We start from the raw sequence: 14,329 nt of genomic DNA on the forward strand, positions 1-14,329 counted from the left end.
CATGGATGAACCAATTCAGTATTCACTGGGGCAACCGCCCCAGCGCACCGGCCTTGGCGGTTTTTCCCTCAAGGCAACGATTGTGGTGGCTGTGGGGTTTTTCGGGTTCTTGCTGCTGCAGCTGTTAGGGCTAGGAAAACTTGGGTTTACGGTCGTCCTGCCGTTAACTGCGGTTATTGCAGTGCTGATTTCAGTGCGGTGGTCGTCGCGAACAGTGGCCGAGATGGGTCAGATCCTTCGTGATGATTCGCGCCGGCGGCATAGGGGAGAGGACACCTACATCGCTGGTGGACTGTCTCGGGTGCCGGGTGGCCATTACCGACTTCCCGGCATGTTAGCGCGGACGGAATCGATGACCGGTGTGGATTCTGATGGCCGAGAGTTTGTCACAGTGCTCGATCGACCACGCCGGGAAGCAACCGTCTTTCTGGACTGTCAGCTGACAGGTCAAACCGCGATGACACAAGGTGAGCGCAATGCCATGACAGCAGAGTGGTCACGATGGCTGGCCATGCTGAGCTTGTCTGGTGACGTGGTCTCGACAGCGGTAGTGGTGTCGACTCGCCCGGGTACCGGACAGCTGGTTGATAAGGAAGTCTCCTCGATTGTTGTGGACTCGGCAGCACCGATTGCACGTCGTGTCATGGCAGAGGCCGCAGATTACCTGGGCATTCATGTTCCGGAAGTCGAGTCGCATATTGCTATCACGGTCAAGTTTGACGGTGAAGTCATCGAGGACGAAACATTTATCGGCCAGTTGTCGACGCGTCTGCCGGGCTGGTACACCTCGCTGGGCTGGGCAGGAATTATCGCCGAGCCGATGGATGAGGACACACTAGTGTCGAGGATCCATAGCTTTTACGACCCGTCGGCGGAGTATCCGTTTGAGTCACTACGCGTCTCCGGGCAGCCCCACGGTATGAACTGGGACGATGCTGGCCCCTCGGTGGCAAAAACGCTCAAGGACCAGTACACCCATGACGGCTGGCATTCAGTGACATGGGAGATGCGGGAAGCGCCCCGATCAACATTTGAAGACATGTTGCTCACCGGCCTGATAGCACCGCACGCGCGAGTTGATCGCAAGCGTGTGTGCCTGGTGTACAGACCTTTTGAAGCCGGTGCCGGTGCCTCGCGTGTGGAGCAGGAGCACCGAGACGCGATGGTGGCAGCGAACTCATCGAAGAAAATCACCAGTGCAAAGGCCGAGATGCGTTTGGAGCACACAGAGGCGGCCAGACGTGCGCAAGCACGAGGAGCGCAGCTTGGCCGCTATTCGCTGTTTGTCACGGCCACGACTGATCGGCAGGAAATGCTGCCGCGTATGCGCCATGACATCGAGCAACTGGGTGCAGGCGCGTCGATTCGATTGGCCTCGATGGATCGGCAGCAGGATACCGGTTTTGCCATTACCTGTGGTGCAGGCCAGGTGCCGTGGAACAAGGAAACGACCTCGCAGATGGCTGCCGCGTAGGCGAGCCACACAACGAAACGAAGAAGGAACTGACAGCCATGTGGTGGCAAAGAAAGAAAAGCGAGTCGGGAATCATCCCGACAGCAATGCGAGGTACTCGCATGTTAGAAAGTATCGACGCAGCGGGGTTCTCATTTGCGGCGATTATCGACCGCAGCCGGGCACAGGCCTCCATGGGGTTGGTCTTTGACGAGCCGATGTTTGATACGCGGCTGTTAGTTGACGTTGAGCGCGGGCTTGGCGACGTCGACGGCTTGGTAGCGACGACGGCAGTGATGAGTGGTGGGGCATCCCCTGCACCTGCGCGTTTGTGGGCTACCTTTCGCGCACGGTCTAAGTCCCAGCGCCGTGACGATGATGAGTTTGTTGCTGACCTGGCACGCCGGTCAACCCAGCTGTTTAACGCTGCTGCCGACGCCAATTTGGCAGCGACCCCATTGACCAGCAACCAGGTGATGGAGCTGGCAGCCTATTCGTGGTCAGACGTGCAAACACCTGCGTGGCCACCAGTAGCGAAAAAGGTGGAAGAAACACCTGATTCGGTGGTTATCGATGGTGTGGCGCATGTGGGCTTTGCTGTTGACATTGATGTGCCGGATGTGGAGACCCAGGTCGTGGAAGCGACCAGCGCCATTCAGGTTGGGCCACGGGTGGCACTTGCGCGCCAGTTTCGTCCGGGCCTCGATGGGCAGGGCAGTGGCCGACGTGTTGGGGTTTTGACCATCTCGGCAGAGGATTCGCCCGAGGCAGTTGCCGATGTCGCCGGGGTGATCATTGACGCACTTGATCCCCACGTGCAGTTGCGTGTGCATCGTCTGCGGGGGCGTACGGGCATTGCTGTCGCCACGATGTGTGGCGGCGGAGTGTTGGGCTGGCAGCACCTTGATGTTGTCAAGGCGGTGGCGTAGATGGCGCAGACAACGATGAGTGATATTGACTGGCAGCACTTCCATGAGGCGGTGGAAGCCGGTGAGAAGCATGTGCCGCCGGCGTTGTCTCGACGTGGTCGGGAATACCGCAAGTGGCAAAAGACGCGGCGGCGTCGCGACGCGCATTTCGAACAAATACGTAAAGCTTCCCGGGGGAGTGCGCCTGTTCATTTCGAAGAAGCCTACGGCAGCCCGCGTGCCAACGGGTTTGTTGGGCATAGCGCTGGTACTGCACGGGTGATCTCGGGGCCGCAGGAGTGGCAGACAACGACGAATCTAGGCGCGGGTTTTAATCCGAATGTCGTCGGTGCCCCGTCGCCGGTGATTGGTACGCCTCTTGGTCGTCATGTCACCACCCAGGCCGAGGTCGCTTGCGATCCGCTGGCGTGGTTTCGTGAGGGGATTATCGCTAACCCGTCGTGTTTCGTGCTGTCGCTGCCGGGCTTGGGTAAGTCCACGCTGATTCGCAAAATGTTGATGGGCGATGTTGCCCAAGGTCATATCCCTATCTGTGCAGGTGATATTAAAGGCGAGTATCGCGGTTTCGTTCACCAGGTCGGTGGCCAGGTGATCACTATTGGCCACGGTTTAGGGCATATGAATCCGCTGGATGTCGGTGCTCTCGGGCGCGTTATCCCACAGCTGGAGGCCGCACGTGAACAGCTTCAGCAGCAAGGCCAAGAAGAGCTTATCGAGCGTGCCAAAGAGCAGGTGCATGGTCGTCAGGTCACGATGGTGGCCACGCTTGTGGGGCTGGGACGAGGTGAGAAAATTGCTGACTTTGAATCGATGTTGATTTCGGTTGCTTTGCGTGAGATTTATGAGCAGGAGGATATCGACTGGGCAAACCCACCAGAGCTGAAAGACCTCATTTCGCACCTGGAAGCAGGATCGGAACTGCTGTTGCAAAAGGGCAGGGCGCGGTCGAAAGATGAGTGGAATCAGCGCATCGACTCGTTGATCTTGTCGTTGAATTCGCTGCTCGATGGTGCGACGGGGCAGATTTTTTCTGGACAGACGACCACCCCGATTGATGTGGACTCCACAGCGGTATGCATTGATGTCTCTGCTATCGACCGTGGTGATGGTGCCATGAAAGCTGCGGTGATGATGGCCTGCTGGTCGTCAGCATTCGGCGCGATCGAGGCGGCGCACATGCTCGCGGATGCAGGCCTGGGGCCACAGAAATATTTCTCGGTCACACTCGATGAGATGTGGCAGGTGTTGTCGTCGGCTCCGGGCATGGTCGCACAAGTCGATGGATTGACTCGACTTAACCGCACCGACGCGACGGTACTGAACATGATTACCCATACTTTCAAAGACCTCGAAGCGCTACCGACCGAAGAAGATCGCAAGACCGCGATGGGCTTTATCGAACGTGCTGGCATGGTCATTTGCGGTGGTCTGCCGAATAGCGAGTTGGATATTTTATCCTCTCGCCTGCAGTTCTCTCCGGCGGAGGCGCAGATGATTACCTCGTGGTCGAAAGGCGCGCCACCAAAGCGGTCACGCACACGCGGTTCACGTGCTACTCCGCCAGGCCGTGGCCGGTTCATGATTAAGCCGTCGAAAGACGGCTCTCCGGGGATTCCAGTGCAGACGATTCTTTTCCCAGCGGAGCGCGAGCTGCGCTTGCATGACACCAACGTTCGTTTCGATGAGTTCTTCCAGGCAGGTGATTTGGCATGAGTCGAGGATGGGTGTATCCCGAGCAGGTCAAGCGGAGGGTTATCGATGAGTTCGACCGGACGTGGCGTACTTATCCGTCTCCGTCAGCGGCAGCAAATGCTGTTGGTAAGAATCATGGCGTATCTAAGACGACCGTGTATTCCTGGGTCGCTGACGCAGGGCGGTGGCCGGTAACGCGTGCGTCGCGGGTACTGGATTTGGAGGCGGAAAACGCGAGGTTGCGTGAAGAGCTCCGTCGGTGTCGGCAGAGCCACGATGCTGAGTCGCACAATGATGAGGAGTAGTAGATGCGAACCACTGTTGCCTTCGTCGTGTCGTTGATTTTGTTTATCGTCGTGTTTGTCACCGTGTTGGGAAACGATGATGCCGACGAAAGGTGCAGCCCACAAAGTGGAGCTGGAACGTCGTCAGCAGACGGCGGTGTTCCGGACGGAGCGTATTCGCTGCCGGAGAAAAATGCACTCGATCACATCACCTCGGGCTGGCGTACGCCGGAGCGCCCGTCACACGCTGGGCTAGACATAGCCCAGGGCCACGGCACTCCTTTGTATGCCTACGCTGATGGGGTCGTGGCCAAAGCTGGTTCCGCTACCGGATTCGGTGATTGGGTTGTCATTGACCATCAGATTGACGGCAAGTTGTACTCGACGGTCTATGGACACGTGTTCGAAGAAGACATTCATGTCAAGGTCGGTGACAAGGTAAAGGCTGGCCAGCATATCGCCGATGAGGGCTACAACGGTGAGGTATCACCTCCTGGCCCGCAGGGGTCTCACCTTCACTTTGAGGTGTGGGAAGGAGGCCGCGACGGTGGCCACGACATTGATCCGATGCCGTGGCTGAAAAAGGCCGTTGAGCCGGGGTCAGCGGGAAAATCTACCTCGACGGACGGAGCCGACGTGTTCCTCGTCGGTGACTCGCTGAGTGTCGGTGCGAAAGCACAGTTGGAAAAGGCTCTGCCTGGCGCTGACATCGATGCTAAGGGAGGCCGCCAGTACAGCGAGGGTTTGAAGATTCTGCAGCAGAAAAAACCTAAGGTGAAAACCGTTGTCATGGCGTTGGGTACGAACGGCCCGTTTAGCCAGAAAGATATTGACGACACCCTTGAGGCGGCTGGTGACGCGCGGGTGGTGCTCACAACGGTGGCAGGCCCAAAGGTGTCGGCTGCCTCATCGGTTAATCCTCTCGTTGAGGCGAACGCTGACAAGGTGACAGTCGCAGATTGGGCAGCACTGGTCGCACAGCACCCGGATTATGTCGGTGGGGATGGAATTCACCACAGTGAGGCAGGCAAGGCAGCCTTTGCCAGCATGCTCGCTGATGCTGTGGGGAAGAAATCGAGTGATAAGAAATCCCCACGACGCAAGGGGCCAGGCTCAGCTGCCGGCGGTGGCGAGGTGCCAGATTCACCGGTCATTCAGTCTGAAGAACATTTGCAGGTTGACACGATTCGTCTTGCACGGTCAGTTGCGCAGCGGTTCCCGCAGATTGAGACTATCGGTGGGTGGCGTCCGTATGACCCGTATCCCGATCACCCGTCGGGTCGGGCAGCCGACATTATGATTCCCAATTGGGATACCGAGGAGGGAAAGCAGCTCGGCGACGATATCTTGGAGTACCTCTACGGCAACCGGGACTACTTCCAGGTGGAGTACTTCATCTGGCGACAGAAGTACATCCCCGCTGAAGGGGAAGGCAACATTATGGAAGACCGCGGATCGCCGACCCAGAACCACTTTGACCACATCCATGTCACGACGATTGGCCATGGTTTCCCCAAGGAAGGTCAGAAGTATGGCGAAGCACCTGAAGGCGGCTCGGAAGTGCCGGGTAGCCCCTCTGGAGTCGCTGGTGAGGATTGCGACCCGATAGCTGGCGTTGACGTTGGGCTTAATGATGGAGAGATTCCCGAGGAGTACCGAAAGTGGATTCGCTTAGCAGGACAACTGTGTGAGGAAGCTCCCGCACCGCTGATTGCCGGTCTGATTTATCAGGAGTCGCAGTTTTCGACCACCGCAGTCAGCATCAAGGGAGCCAATGGGCCGGGGCAGTTCATGCCAGAGACGTGGAAGGGCGTGGGCGCGAAGGTCGATGAAAACGGTGAGGTTGCTGGACCGCCAGGATCGGGCAGCCCGAACCATATTCCCGATGCAGTCATGGCATCAGGACGGTATTTGTGCTCGTCGGCCAAACAGGTCAAGGAATGGAAAGCCAATGGGACGGTCAGCGGTGATGACACGGAGTTGATGCTGGCAGCCTATAACGCTGGCGGTGGTGCGGTTCAGCGGTTCGGAGGTATTCCGCCGTATCTGGAAACCCAGGAGTACGTCAAAATCATCCCAGAGCACGCTAAGCGATTCGAAGAAAAGGCGAACTAACACAATGAAGCAAAGCATCTGGAACAAGGAATGGTGTGCAGACAACCGCCGCACGCTGCTGACTGTCGGTATTAGCGCTGTAGTGCTCGTGGCTGCGGCCTTTGCGGTGGTGCTGATGAGAAGTGGCGCAACAGGCGCAGATCCCCATGCTGATGGAACTGATCCCATTGGAGGGTCAGCGGGCACGGCGGCAGCAAGCACGGTAGCTGCGGTTAACTCGTTTGTCCCCGGTGAGGATTCCAGCCCTGCAGATGCAGCTACGCGGGTAATTGACCGACTCAGCGGGAAATACTTAAAGCTTGCCCGAGACCCCGAGGGAGCACCGCGACCAGATCAGTGGGATGCGTGGGCACGAAGTGGTGACCGGGTCCATGCGGTAGCGGAACCGACGCGTGAGTTCCGTGAACCGGCTGAGGAAGCAACCAGCGCCACGGTGCCGCTAAAGCTGCGGGTGTTTGTGTGGCACGCCGATGGTGAGCGGACTCCGCTGTCGGCCTCGGAGGTTCGAGCGTCGATGGTGCGTGAAGCAGGAATGTGGAAACTCTCTGATGTTGAATACGTCAGGAGCCTGCCATGATCGCCGCCCTAGATCGTCAGCCCTCAGGCTCGATGGCCACGGCCACGGTTGGGGCCGTGGCCCTGGTGGCGCTGCTGCCGGATTTGGTGCGACCGGCATCGAACGCGCTGATTTCCGCTATGCCACGATTCCATGTGGCGCTAGCGACGTTTGCTGCGATTTGTGTCCAGGCACTGCCGCTCGTTTTGCTTGGGGCAGTGGTCTCGGCAAGCCTTGCCCAGGTGATGACTCCTGCCCGTTGGGGGCGGGTCATCCCTGGCAATCGGTTCGGGGCAACGCTAGTTGGGGCGGTGGCAGGAATCGTCGTTCCGACGTGTGAGTGTTCGTCGGTTGCGGTTGCGCGGCGAATGATGGGATCCGGGGTGCGCCCGGAAGCTGCATTGACGTTTATGGTGGCCGCCCCGTCGCTGAATCCCATTGTTTTTGTGGCGACCTGGATTGCGTTCGGTGGGGCGCAGATGGCAGTTGCTCGGTGGGCAGCGGCTCTGGTTGCGGTCATTGCCGTCGGGTTGGCCGTGTCGGCGGCCTCTGGGCGCATTCACCAGGAAGTCGTGGCCCGTCTGGACCGTTATGACCACGAGCATGAAGATGACCATGGGCATGGGTGCTCGTGCCATAGGCCTGTGGAGGAGTCGCGAGGCAAACAGTGGCTGGCTATGGTGCGCCACGATGCAGTCGGGGCAGCGACCTTCCTGGTCATCGGTGGTGCCATTGCTGCGTCAGTATCTGCTTTGCTTCCAGCTTCTGCTGTGGCGACGATTAGCGACAATGTGTGGGTTTCGGTGGCACTGATGGCCACGATTGCGGTGGTGGCGTCGCTGTGCTCGCTGGGTGATGCGTTCGTTGCCGCATCCTTCGTCGGTCTGCCTGCCCCGGCACTGTTGGCCTTTCTTATCGTCGGCCCGATTATCGATTTAAAGCTGGCCGCGATGATGGACGGGATGCTGGGGCATCGTGCGACAAAGGTGGTTGCGGCCACCGGAATCGTCGCGGGTATGGCCTGCGCGATTGTCGCGGGCACCGTACTGGGGTGGTCGCTATGAGCCGGTGGCTAACAGGCACTTTGATGCTCGCTTTTGGCCTGGGGCTTCTGCGCGTCGGTATCGACGGGTCTTATTCGGCGTGGGTGACAATGCACCCGGCGGTAGTGATCACCGTCGGCGTGGTGATGGCCCTCTTCGGTGTGATGGATCTTGTCGGTAGGGCCAACCACGCAGGCCACGATGGGCATCGTATCACCCCGTGGGCGCTAGGGCTGATCGTCACGGTCGTCGCAGTGCTGACCCCGGCAGCATTGCTGCCCGCCCAGGTTGATGTTGCCAACCGCGCAGCAGCAGTGGGATCGGGGTCTCCAGCATCATGGCCTGATTTACCGGTGCAACCAGTAGAAATTGGCCTGCGCGAGGTCGTCGCACGGTCAGCAACCCCAGCCGATGGGAGACTTCAGGGCCGTCAGGTCATTGTCACCGGCCAACTGGAACGTGAGGGACAGATTGCACGGCTCGGTCGCGTAACAGTGACCTGTTGCGCCGCCGATGCGCGAGCCTACTTCGTGGAGCTCAACGACTCCACCGGCAGACTCAGCGAGATCCCTGATGGGGCGTGGGTGTCGGCAACGGTGGTGCTGATTCCCGGGTCGGGGACTGCTGATCGGGACTTTGTCCCTCGCGTAGGCGTCGTTGATGCCCGTGAGGTCGGCGATGTCGGCTACGACGTCGCCCGGCTGGCATAACGAGTGAAAAAACTACTTCGAAGGAGAGAAAGAAACCATGACTACAATCAAGCAGCGGTGGACTGAGATCGACAACCTCATCGCCGAAAACAAGACCGAACTGAAAGGCTATTCCTCCCACAAGGACCTCAATGCGTTCGCGGAGAAGCACTCGCTGATGACGAAGGAGGACTTTCCGAAGTTCAAACATTGCCTGCTGAAAATCGGCGTGCGCTACGACGCGTTGCGCGCAGCAGCGAACGAGAAATTCGAGGCAAGCCTGGAAGCAAAGGCTAAGGAACTCGACAACATCACGGATGTCCCGGTCGTGTGCCTGTGGTCTGCAGCAGCCGAAGACGATGGAGCAGCAGCCTTTGCTGTCGTCGATGTCGACGACACTCCGGTATGGTACGGGCGATTCTTTGACGATGACCGTATCCGCATTGCGGGAGATCTCGTCAGCGCAGAGCAGTCGGCCGCCGACAAAGCAGTGTGGCTGGCGCATAAGGCACTAGAGGCGGCAGGAAAGACGCAGGGACGTGTTCTGATTACCACTACGTGCCCTGAACTGGACATTGCCGCATTGCGTATTACGGGTGCGCGGTTTAACATCGGCGTTGATGTCCACGTCGATGATGCTGACATGCGGGCAGTCGATATGGCGGAGGCTCCCGGCTATAAGAAGTGGCAGGACAATGATCTAGCTGCACTCGTGGAGGCGGACTGATGGCCACCAATGTGCGAAACCTGAAAAACCCCTCCGGCGATGAAAAACCCCTAGCAATCGCGCTGGGCGGGCTAGGGATCATCTGGGGCATCGTCCTTGGTGGTTTGAAATTGGCACCGCTTTTTGGCGGCGATCAGCAGGACGTGCCAGTTAACCCGGTGGCATTAGTCGTCGGCATTGCCAAAGGACGAGTCGTGCTCGGGGGCAGTGAAGCAGTCAGCATTACGGTGCTGGGAGCTGTGCTTGCGTTGGTGGCCACCGTCGTCGCGGTGCAGGTGACATCGCGACGCGCACAGAAAAAGGGACGAGCTATTGCGCCGAATGCGAAGTACATGGCCTCCAAGTCTGACATTGCCTCGATGTCTGGGAAAAGCACGGGTGCAGCATCACAGCGGATGGGACTTAAACTCGGAGAGGGAGCGGCACCGGGGGTATTGCTCGGCAAAGAACTCCGCACCGGCCAGCCGGTGTACGCCGACTACGAAACGCTGCTGACGCAGTTGTGGGCGGCACGTCGAGGAAAAACCTCGACACAGGTGCTGCCACAAATCCTGTCGGCACCAGGAGGAGTGATTACCTCCTCGAATAAACGCGATACGGTCGATGATTCGCTGGCAGGACGACAGGCCGTAGGGGAAGTATTTGTCTTTGATCCGCAGCGAATTTGGACAAAGGAGGAACCGGATTGGTTCTTTGATCCGCTGGACTTTATCCGTCGTCGCAGTGTCGACGAGTGGGATGCAGCGGCAACTGGATTAGCAAGGCTGTTTCGTGATGACGCGGGGCTGTCAGAGGGAAACAAAGACATGTTTTCCGAGGGCGGTCAGCGGCTGGTCGCGGGCTGGCTGCTGGCAGCGTGCTGTGAAAACCTTCCGATTACCGAGCTGGTGTTGTGGGCGGGTGCCGAAACAGATAAAGAGCCGGTAGAGCTGCTGCGCCGACATGGGTGGCATCGTAAAGCCGATGCGCTGCAGGCACAGTATGAGCTGACGTCGCGGACGCGATCTGGCGTGTTTGCTAACGCGCAGCAGATGGTCGCCGCACTTGAGCATGAAGTCCCTGGCCAGTGGGTGACTCCAGCTGCCGGCAAACGTCGCTTCGATGCTGACGCTTTTATGGCGGACTCACAGCAAGGCGGTCGGCCAACGATGTACTTGTTGAGTAAAGAAGGACCCACGTCTGCGTCGGCATTGACGCTGGCACTGCTGGTGACATTGATGGATGCAGCCGAGGAGTACGGTGAATCGCAGCCGGGTGGCCGACTGCCTGTACCGTTGGTCTGCCCACTTGATGAGGCGGCCAACACGGTCAAATGGGGCGAGCTGGCGAACAAGTACTCCCATTATGGGTCGCGCTCGATTATTATCACGACGATTTTGCAGTCGTTTACCCAAGCGAAACGCATTTGGGGCGAAGATCCCACGCGTGACATGCTGACCAACTCGTGTGTGGTCTACGGCGGCGGCATTAAAGATGAGAGGTTCCTCTCGGAGCTGTCGGCATTTATCGGCGACCATGAGGAACACCGAACATCCCGATCGTCAGACGGTACGTGGGGCAAGTCGTCGAGAAGCACCTCAATTGCAGAAAAACGCACGCTGACCGTTTCGGAACTGCAGGCACTCCCGTTCGGAGTGATGGTCGTCATTCCGCAAAAGGCAGCACCCATGCTTGTGGAGTCCGTTCCGTGGTGGGAGCGCGATTTTGAGCCTGCCATCGCCGAGGCGATGGCGAAGTAGCATACGACGACAACGGAGGATTCAACAATGGATTTTTTCTATGACACGGTGGAAAAAACGATTGCACCCCACCTGTCGGCGGTCATGGAGGAGACGCTGGCTGATGAGCTGTCGGCGATGGTGGCCAAAGACGATTTCACTGATGCTGTCCGTACACGCACGCGCGAAGCGGTGGGGCAGTGGTCATCGCGCAATTTAAAGGAGGAGCGGGAGACCCGGTACAAGGACGTATTCGATTTCTTTGACTCGTATGTAGCGGTGATGTTTCCAGCAACCTCGGATACCCATTGGTCTCCCCGGTGGTATGAGCACCCGGCAGTGCTGCGCCGGATGATGCTGATGTGGGGCACGTTCGAGGCGAAAGTCGCGGCCTCGCCAGCGACGGGGGAAGAGGAATGGCTACGCACGATTGGCCAGTTTCATATGAAGTGGCTGACTGACCGTCATAACGGGCCATTTGAGCGCTGTCGTGGTGAGCGCAGTGTGGTCTTAGAGCCGTTAGCGTCAGATAGAACAGCGTTGCGAGAAAAGATGTCGACGCGAAGGAGCGCTTAGCCGATGGAACGCCACCAGCGTGAGTACTTGCGTGCCCAGCAACAGCGGGCAGATGTTAAAGCGTTACAGCAGGCCGATCGGCAATTACGGCGGGTGATTGCTCAGCGGTACCGCACTCTCGATAGGCAGAACGCCGCGCAGTCTCAGTTGCGCGATCGCCAGGCGAGACTCAATCGGCACGAAGTCCGCGAGCTGCCAGGACGAGAGCTAGTCCGGCATGCGGTCAGCGCCCAGATTTTGGACAATGATCTGGATCGCACGATGGTTGCAGATGAGATGTCACAGCGCGGCTTTTACGATTCTGCGCGTGCAATGGGGCAGTGGCATCACCGTCCGGAGTACACGGAGCCTCGCGCGTCGGTGTGGGAATCGGAGTCGTTTAGTCGTGGTGTCGGATTCGGTATGGGGATGCTGGCTGCCGAGGAAATTGCCTCCATGGTCGATGAAGTCGACCAGATTGTGGAAGAAAACTCTGTTTCGGACGAGGCAATAGAGCAATTAGATCACGACGGTGCAGTCGCCGAAGAATGGGTATCGCCTGCAGACGTTAGCGATTCTTTTGCTTTTGCTGAACAGGCATTTCCGGATGGATTGCAGGCTGCTCTTGCCGAAGAAGCACTATCGGATTCATCGGTCGCGGGCGCGGAAGAGTCTGTAGAGGCAATCGACGTTCAGGACGACATCGCGGAGGCAGAGCGGGTTAAGTAAAGAAATGTGTGTCTTTCCCGGGCGTGTTGGGGTTATTTGATCCAGCCTTTTTGGATGCCGAGGTTGTGTTGGTAGCTGGTGTCGATGGCGGTGTCCCCTGACCGGGCCTACACCCAAGTCCCGGCAGCATATGGACAAGGAACAGCCAGAGACGTGTTTCTCGAAGGAGTGCTGGCACTTCCTTCTTCAATCGCGTCCATGATTCGTATCTTTGTCCACGATGAAATTGTGCTTTCCGTGCCGCAGGAGCAGGCGGAAGTTATTAAATCGGAAGTGATAAAGACTTTCGAATCGGTACTAATTCCTTGTGCGGAAGGGATTGCTGTGCCAACTTTGGCTGATTCAGCTGGCCCAGCCATTGATTGGTCTGGATGCAAATAATGATGGTAGCCAAATGACTACCCCCTGGTAGCCGTCTGGCTAATATCGAAAACATGTAAATAAAAATAGGATTCATCGAAAGGAGATGGAGGGCCGAACTCTAAATGGGTTCGCTGAGATATTGGAGTGGACGATTGAAAGTTAGATCTTTATTTGTATCAGTAGCTGCCGCGCTGCTTGTTTTTGGCTCGGCATCACCTGCATTCGCCGTACAGCTCAACGGCCTTGAAGAAGGCGAAGTTAGCGGCGGACCTGCTACTGTGCCCGATGAATATGTCTATGATCACCAAGGGGATCATATGCAGCCTGGAGATGATGCAAAACTGTACAAGGGGCGACATGACTGGTGTACCTCATCTCCTGACCAACCTGGTGTGGATTTCAGAGGCCCCTGCGCCCGCCACGACATGTGCTATGACGCTAATCCAAATGCCGTACCTACCGTAAAAAGTGAGGGCAAAATGAACTGTGACGAGGAGTTTCGTAGCAACTTGTATGCCAACTGCAACGAGAAGTACGCTACCGATCCTGACTCCGCGCTCGATTGTCGACGTACTGCGGATGGATACGTCTTTGCCGTTGAACAAAACGGTGGAAAGAGCGGAGACCCCAAGCCGCCAATCTTTAACTAAGGCTTAAGTATGGAACATTCGAATAAAAAACTCATATACCAAGTCGGTTACCCATTTGCACTGCTCGGATCTGCTGCCTGCGTTGCGCTAATTCCATCTCCAGAACGGGGCACCGGAATCATACTCGCTTACGCTTTAGCGTTAGCTATTCAAGTGGTGTGGCTGTTTTTGTTCTTCTCCGACCGGTCAGGGGGAAGGACGTTGTACACAAAATTCGCTGTAGCTGTTAACGTCTTAGCCTTGATTTTGGCCGCCATTGCTATAGTTGCCTATTCGATTAATGGTGAAGTCTTTGGAATTAACTTAGACTTGGCTTTCGGTCCCCCGGTAGCCGCTTTTATTGCTGTCGTTTTGCTACTCCTGTTGGTAATTGGAGCAGTAACCAGAGTTTTTCGAAAGTAGTTTATTCTTCTAGCCCCCTCTCAACCCCGCATGAATCTCTCATGCGGGGTTTTCCGGGTTAATAGGGGGTTAAGTAAAGAAAAGTGTGTCTTTCCCGGGCGTGTTGCGGTTATTTGATCCAGCCTTTTTGGATGCGTGCTGTTGGCCAGCAGTGGTGGATGGCTGATTGGGCACCTTGTCCGCCGTCTGTGACTGCGATTAGTGGTGCGGCAATGGGGCGTAGGAGTTCGGTGTAGGCGGCGGTGGTTTCGTGTCTGGCCCAGGTCCAGTTGATGACGTGGGTTTTACTGGCTGCGATCAGGAGGCATCCGGACTTTAGATAGGTCGCGTCGAGGAAGATTTGGTCGTGGATGCGGAATGAGGCGATGGTGGGTGTGGGGATGTTCCACTAGCACCATCGGAATCGGTGGTGCATGGTTTGCCT

The 14,329-nt window shown here is 57.5% G+C and carries 15 protein-coding genes and 1 pseudogene; 15 read left to right on the top strand and 1 reads right to left on the bottom strand.

All coding sequences use genetic code 11. From position 1 onward, the window contains the following. Position 1: 1 nt before the first annotated feature. From HMPREF2857_RS10745 to HMPREF2857_RS10805, 15 genes are all read left to right on the top strand, one after another. Complete coding sequence (locus HMPREF2857_RS10745; protein ID WP_070644258.1) at positions 2–1,474, top strand: SCO6880 family protein; 1,473 nt, start codon at positions 2–4, stop codon at positions 1,472–1,474. A gap of 101 nt (positions 1,475–1,575) precedes the next feature. After that, the gene (locus tag HMPREF2857_RS10750) at positions 1,576–2,382 is read left to right on the top strand and encodes a hypothetical protein (protein WP_141752762.1); all 807 of its coding nucleotides are present in this window, start codon (positions 1,576–1,578) and stop codon (positions 2,380–2,382) included. Continuing rightward, on the top strand, positions 2,383–4,095 hold the full coding sequence (locus tag HMPREF2857_RS10755; protein WP_070644263.1) for an ATP/GTP-binding protein: 1,713 nt from the start codon (positions 2,383–2,385) through the stop codon (positions 4,093–4,095). After that, the gene (locus tag HMPREF2857_RS11020) at positions 4,092–4,379 is read left to right on the top strand and encodes a transposase (RefSeq protein WP_083310568.1); all 288 of its coding nucleotides are present in this window, start codon (positions 4,092–4,094) and stop codon (positions 4,377–4,379) included. Before HMPREF2857_RS10755 ends, HMPREF2857_RS11020 begins: the two co-directional genes overlap by 4 nt. A gap of 3 nt (positions 4,380–4,382) precedes the next feature. Further along, positions 4,383–6,473, top strand: coding sequence for a VldE C-terminal domain-containing protein (locus HMPREF2857_RS10760; protein ID WP_070644266.1), 2,091 nt, complete (start codon positions 4,383–4,385; stop codon positions 6,471–6,473). Between the two features lie 4 nt (positions 6,474–6,477). Continuing rightward, on the top strand, positions 6,478–7,050 hold the full coding sequence (locus tag HMPREF2857_RS10765; protein ID WP_070644269.1) for a hypothetical protein: 573 nt from the start codon (positions 6,478–6,480) through the stop codon (positions 7,048–7,050). After that, positions 7,047–8,093 carry a permease gene (locus tag HMPREF2857_RS10770; protein WP_083310569.1) on the top strand — a complete coding sequence of 349 codons (1,047 nt, stop codon included), beginning with the start codon at positions 7,047–7,049 and terminating at the stop codon, positions 8,091–8,093. The genes HMPREF2857_RS10765 and HMPREF2857_RS10770 overlap by 4 nt, the downstream gene beginning before the upstream one ends. Then, positions 8,090–8,782 carry a hypothetical protein gene (locus HMPREF2857_RS10775; RefSeq protein ID WP_070644273.1) on the top strand — a complete coding sequence of 231 codons (693 nt, stop codon included), beginning with the start codon at positions 8,090–8,092 and terminating at the stop codon, positions 8,780–8,782. The genes HMPREF2857_RS10770 and HMPREF2857_RS10775 overlap by 4 nt, the downstream gene beginning before the upstream one ends. A 37-nt stretch (positions 8,783–8,819) precedes the next feature. Beyond that, positions 8,820–9,488, top strand: a complete 669-nt coding sequence (locus tag HMPREF2857_RS10780) for a hypothetical protein (RefSeq protein WP_070644276.1) — start codon at positions 8,820–8,822, stop codon at positions 9,486–9,488. Further along, positions 9,488–11,227 (top strand): type IV secretory system conjugative DNA transfer family protein, encoded by a 1,740-nt coding sequence (locus HMPREF2857_RS10785; RefSeq protein WP_070644282.1) that lies wholly within the window; start codon positions 9,488–9,490, stop codon positions 11,225–11,227. The genes HMPREF2857_RS10780 and HMPREF2857_RS10785 overlap by 1 nt, the downstream gene beginning before the upstream one ends. 27 nt (positions 11,228–11,254) lie before the next feature. Continuing rightward, positions 11,255–11,782 carry a DUF4913 domain-containing protein gene (locus HMPREF2857_RS10790; protein WP_070644285.1) on the top strand — a complete coding sequence of 176 codons (528 nt, stop codon included), beginning with the start codon at positions 11,255–11,257 and terminating at the stop codon, positions 11,780–11,782. 3 nt (positions 11,783–11,785) lie between these two features. Next, positions 11,786–12,490: a hypothetical protein gene (locus tag HMPREF2857_RS10795; protein WP_141752763.1), complete on the top strand. Its 705-nt coding sequence runs from the start codon at positions 11,786–11,788 to the stop codon at positions 12,488–12,490. A gap of 153 nt (positions 12,491–12,643) precedes the next feature. Beyond that, a complete protein-coding gene (locus tag HMPREF2857_RS10800) occupies positions 12,644–12,871 on the top strand; it encodes a hypothetical protein (RefSeq protein ID WP_070644290.1) in 228 nt (75 codons plus the stop codon). Between the two features lie 104 nt (positions 12,872–12,975). After that, positions 12,976–13,503, top strand: coding sequence for a phospholipase A2 (locus HMPREF2857_RS11025; RefSeq protein WP_083310571.1), 528 nt, complete (start codon positions 12,976–12,978; stop codon positions 13,501–13,503). Positions 13,504–13,512: 9 nt separating this feature from the next. Continuing rightward, positions 13,513–13,905: a hypothetical protein gene (locus tag HMPREF2857_RS10805; RefSeq protein ID WP_070644293.1), complete on the top strand. Its 393-nt coding sequence runs from the start codon at positions 13,513–13,515 to the stop codon at positions 13,903–13,905. Between the two features lie 124 nt (positions 13,906–14,029). On the opposite strand, the pseudogene HMPREF2857_RS11030 reads toward HMPREF2857_RS10805, so the two are convergent. Beyond that, positions 14,030–14,329: pseudogene (locus HMPREF2857_RS11030) on the bottom strand (IS256 family transposase); the annotation flags it as partial.

The organism is Corynebacterium sp. HMSC076C10 (assembly GCF_001812455.1).
GTDB lineage: Bacteria > Actinomycetota > Actinomycetes > Mycobacteriales > Mycobacteriaceae > Corynebacterium > Corynebacterium jeikeium_D.

Excerpts from the sequence above, each read along its gene's own strand:
- HMPREF2857_RS10805 (WP_070644293.1), top strand. The coding sequence starts at position 13,513 with ATGGAACATTCGAATAAAAAACTCATATACCAAGTCGGTTACCCATTT.
- HMPREF2857_RS10755 (WP_070644263.1), top strand. The coding sequence starts at position 2,383 with ATGGCGCAGACAACGATGAGTGATATTGACTGGCAGCACTTCCATGAG.
- HMPREF2857_RS10765 (WP_070644269.1), top strand. The coding sequence starts at position 6,478 with ATGAAGCAAAGCATCTGGAACAAGGAATGGTGTGCAGACAACCGCCGC.
- HMPREF2857_RS11025 (WP_083310571.1), top strand. The coding sequence starts at position 12,976 with ATGGGTTCGCTGAGATATTGGAGTGGACGATTGAAAGTTAGATCTTTA.
- HMPREF2857_RS10785 (WP_070644282.1), top strand. The coding sequence starts at position 9,488 with ATGGCCACCAATGTGCGAAACCTGAAAAACCCCTCCGGCGATGAAAAA.
- HMPREF2857_RS10750 (WP_141752762.1), top strand. The coding sequence starts at position 1,576 with ATGTTAGAAAGTATCGACGCAGCGGGGTTCTCATTTGCGGCGATTATC.
- HMPREF2857_RS10775 (WP_070644273.1), top strand. The coding sequence starts at position 8,090 with ATGAGCCGGTGGCTAACAGGCACTTTGATGCTCGCTTTTGGCCTGGGG.
- HMPREF2857_RS10760 (WP_070644266.1), top strand. The coding sequence starts at position 4,383 with ATGCGAACCACTGTTGCCTTCGTCGTGTCGTTGATTTTGTTTATCGTC.
- HMPREF2857_RS11020 (WP_083310568.1), top strand. The coding sequence starts at position 4,092 with ATGAGTCGAGGATGGGTGTATCCCGAGCAGGTCAAGCGGAGGGTTATC.
- HMPREF2857_RS10790 (WP_070644285.1), top strand. The coding sequence starts at position 11,255 with ATGGATTTTTTCTATGACACGGTGGAAAAAACGATTGCACCCCACCTG.
- HMPREF2857_RS10780 (WP_070644276.1), top strand. The coding sequence starts at position 8,820 with ATGACTACAATCAAGCAGCGGTGGACTGAGATCGACAACCTCATCGCC.
- HMPREF2857_RS10770 (WP_083310569.1), top strand. The coding sequence starts at position 7,047 with ATGATCGCCGCCCTAGATCGTCAGCCCTCAGGCTCGATGGCCACGGCC.
- HMPREF2857_RS10795 (WP_141752763.1), top strand. The coding sequence starts at position 11,786 with ATGGAACGCCACCAGCGTGAGTACTTGCGTGCCCAGCAACAGCGGGCA.
- HMPREF2857_RS10745 (WP_070644258.1), top strand. The coding sequence starts at position 2 with ATGGATGAACCAATTCAGTATTCACTGGGGCAACCGCCCCAGCGCACC.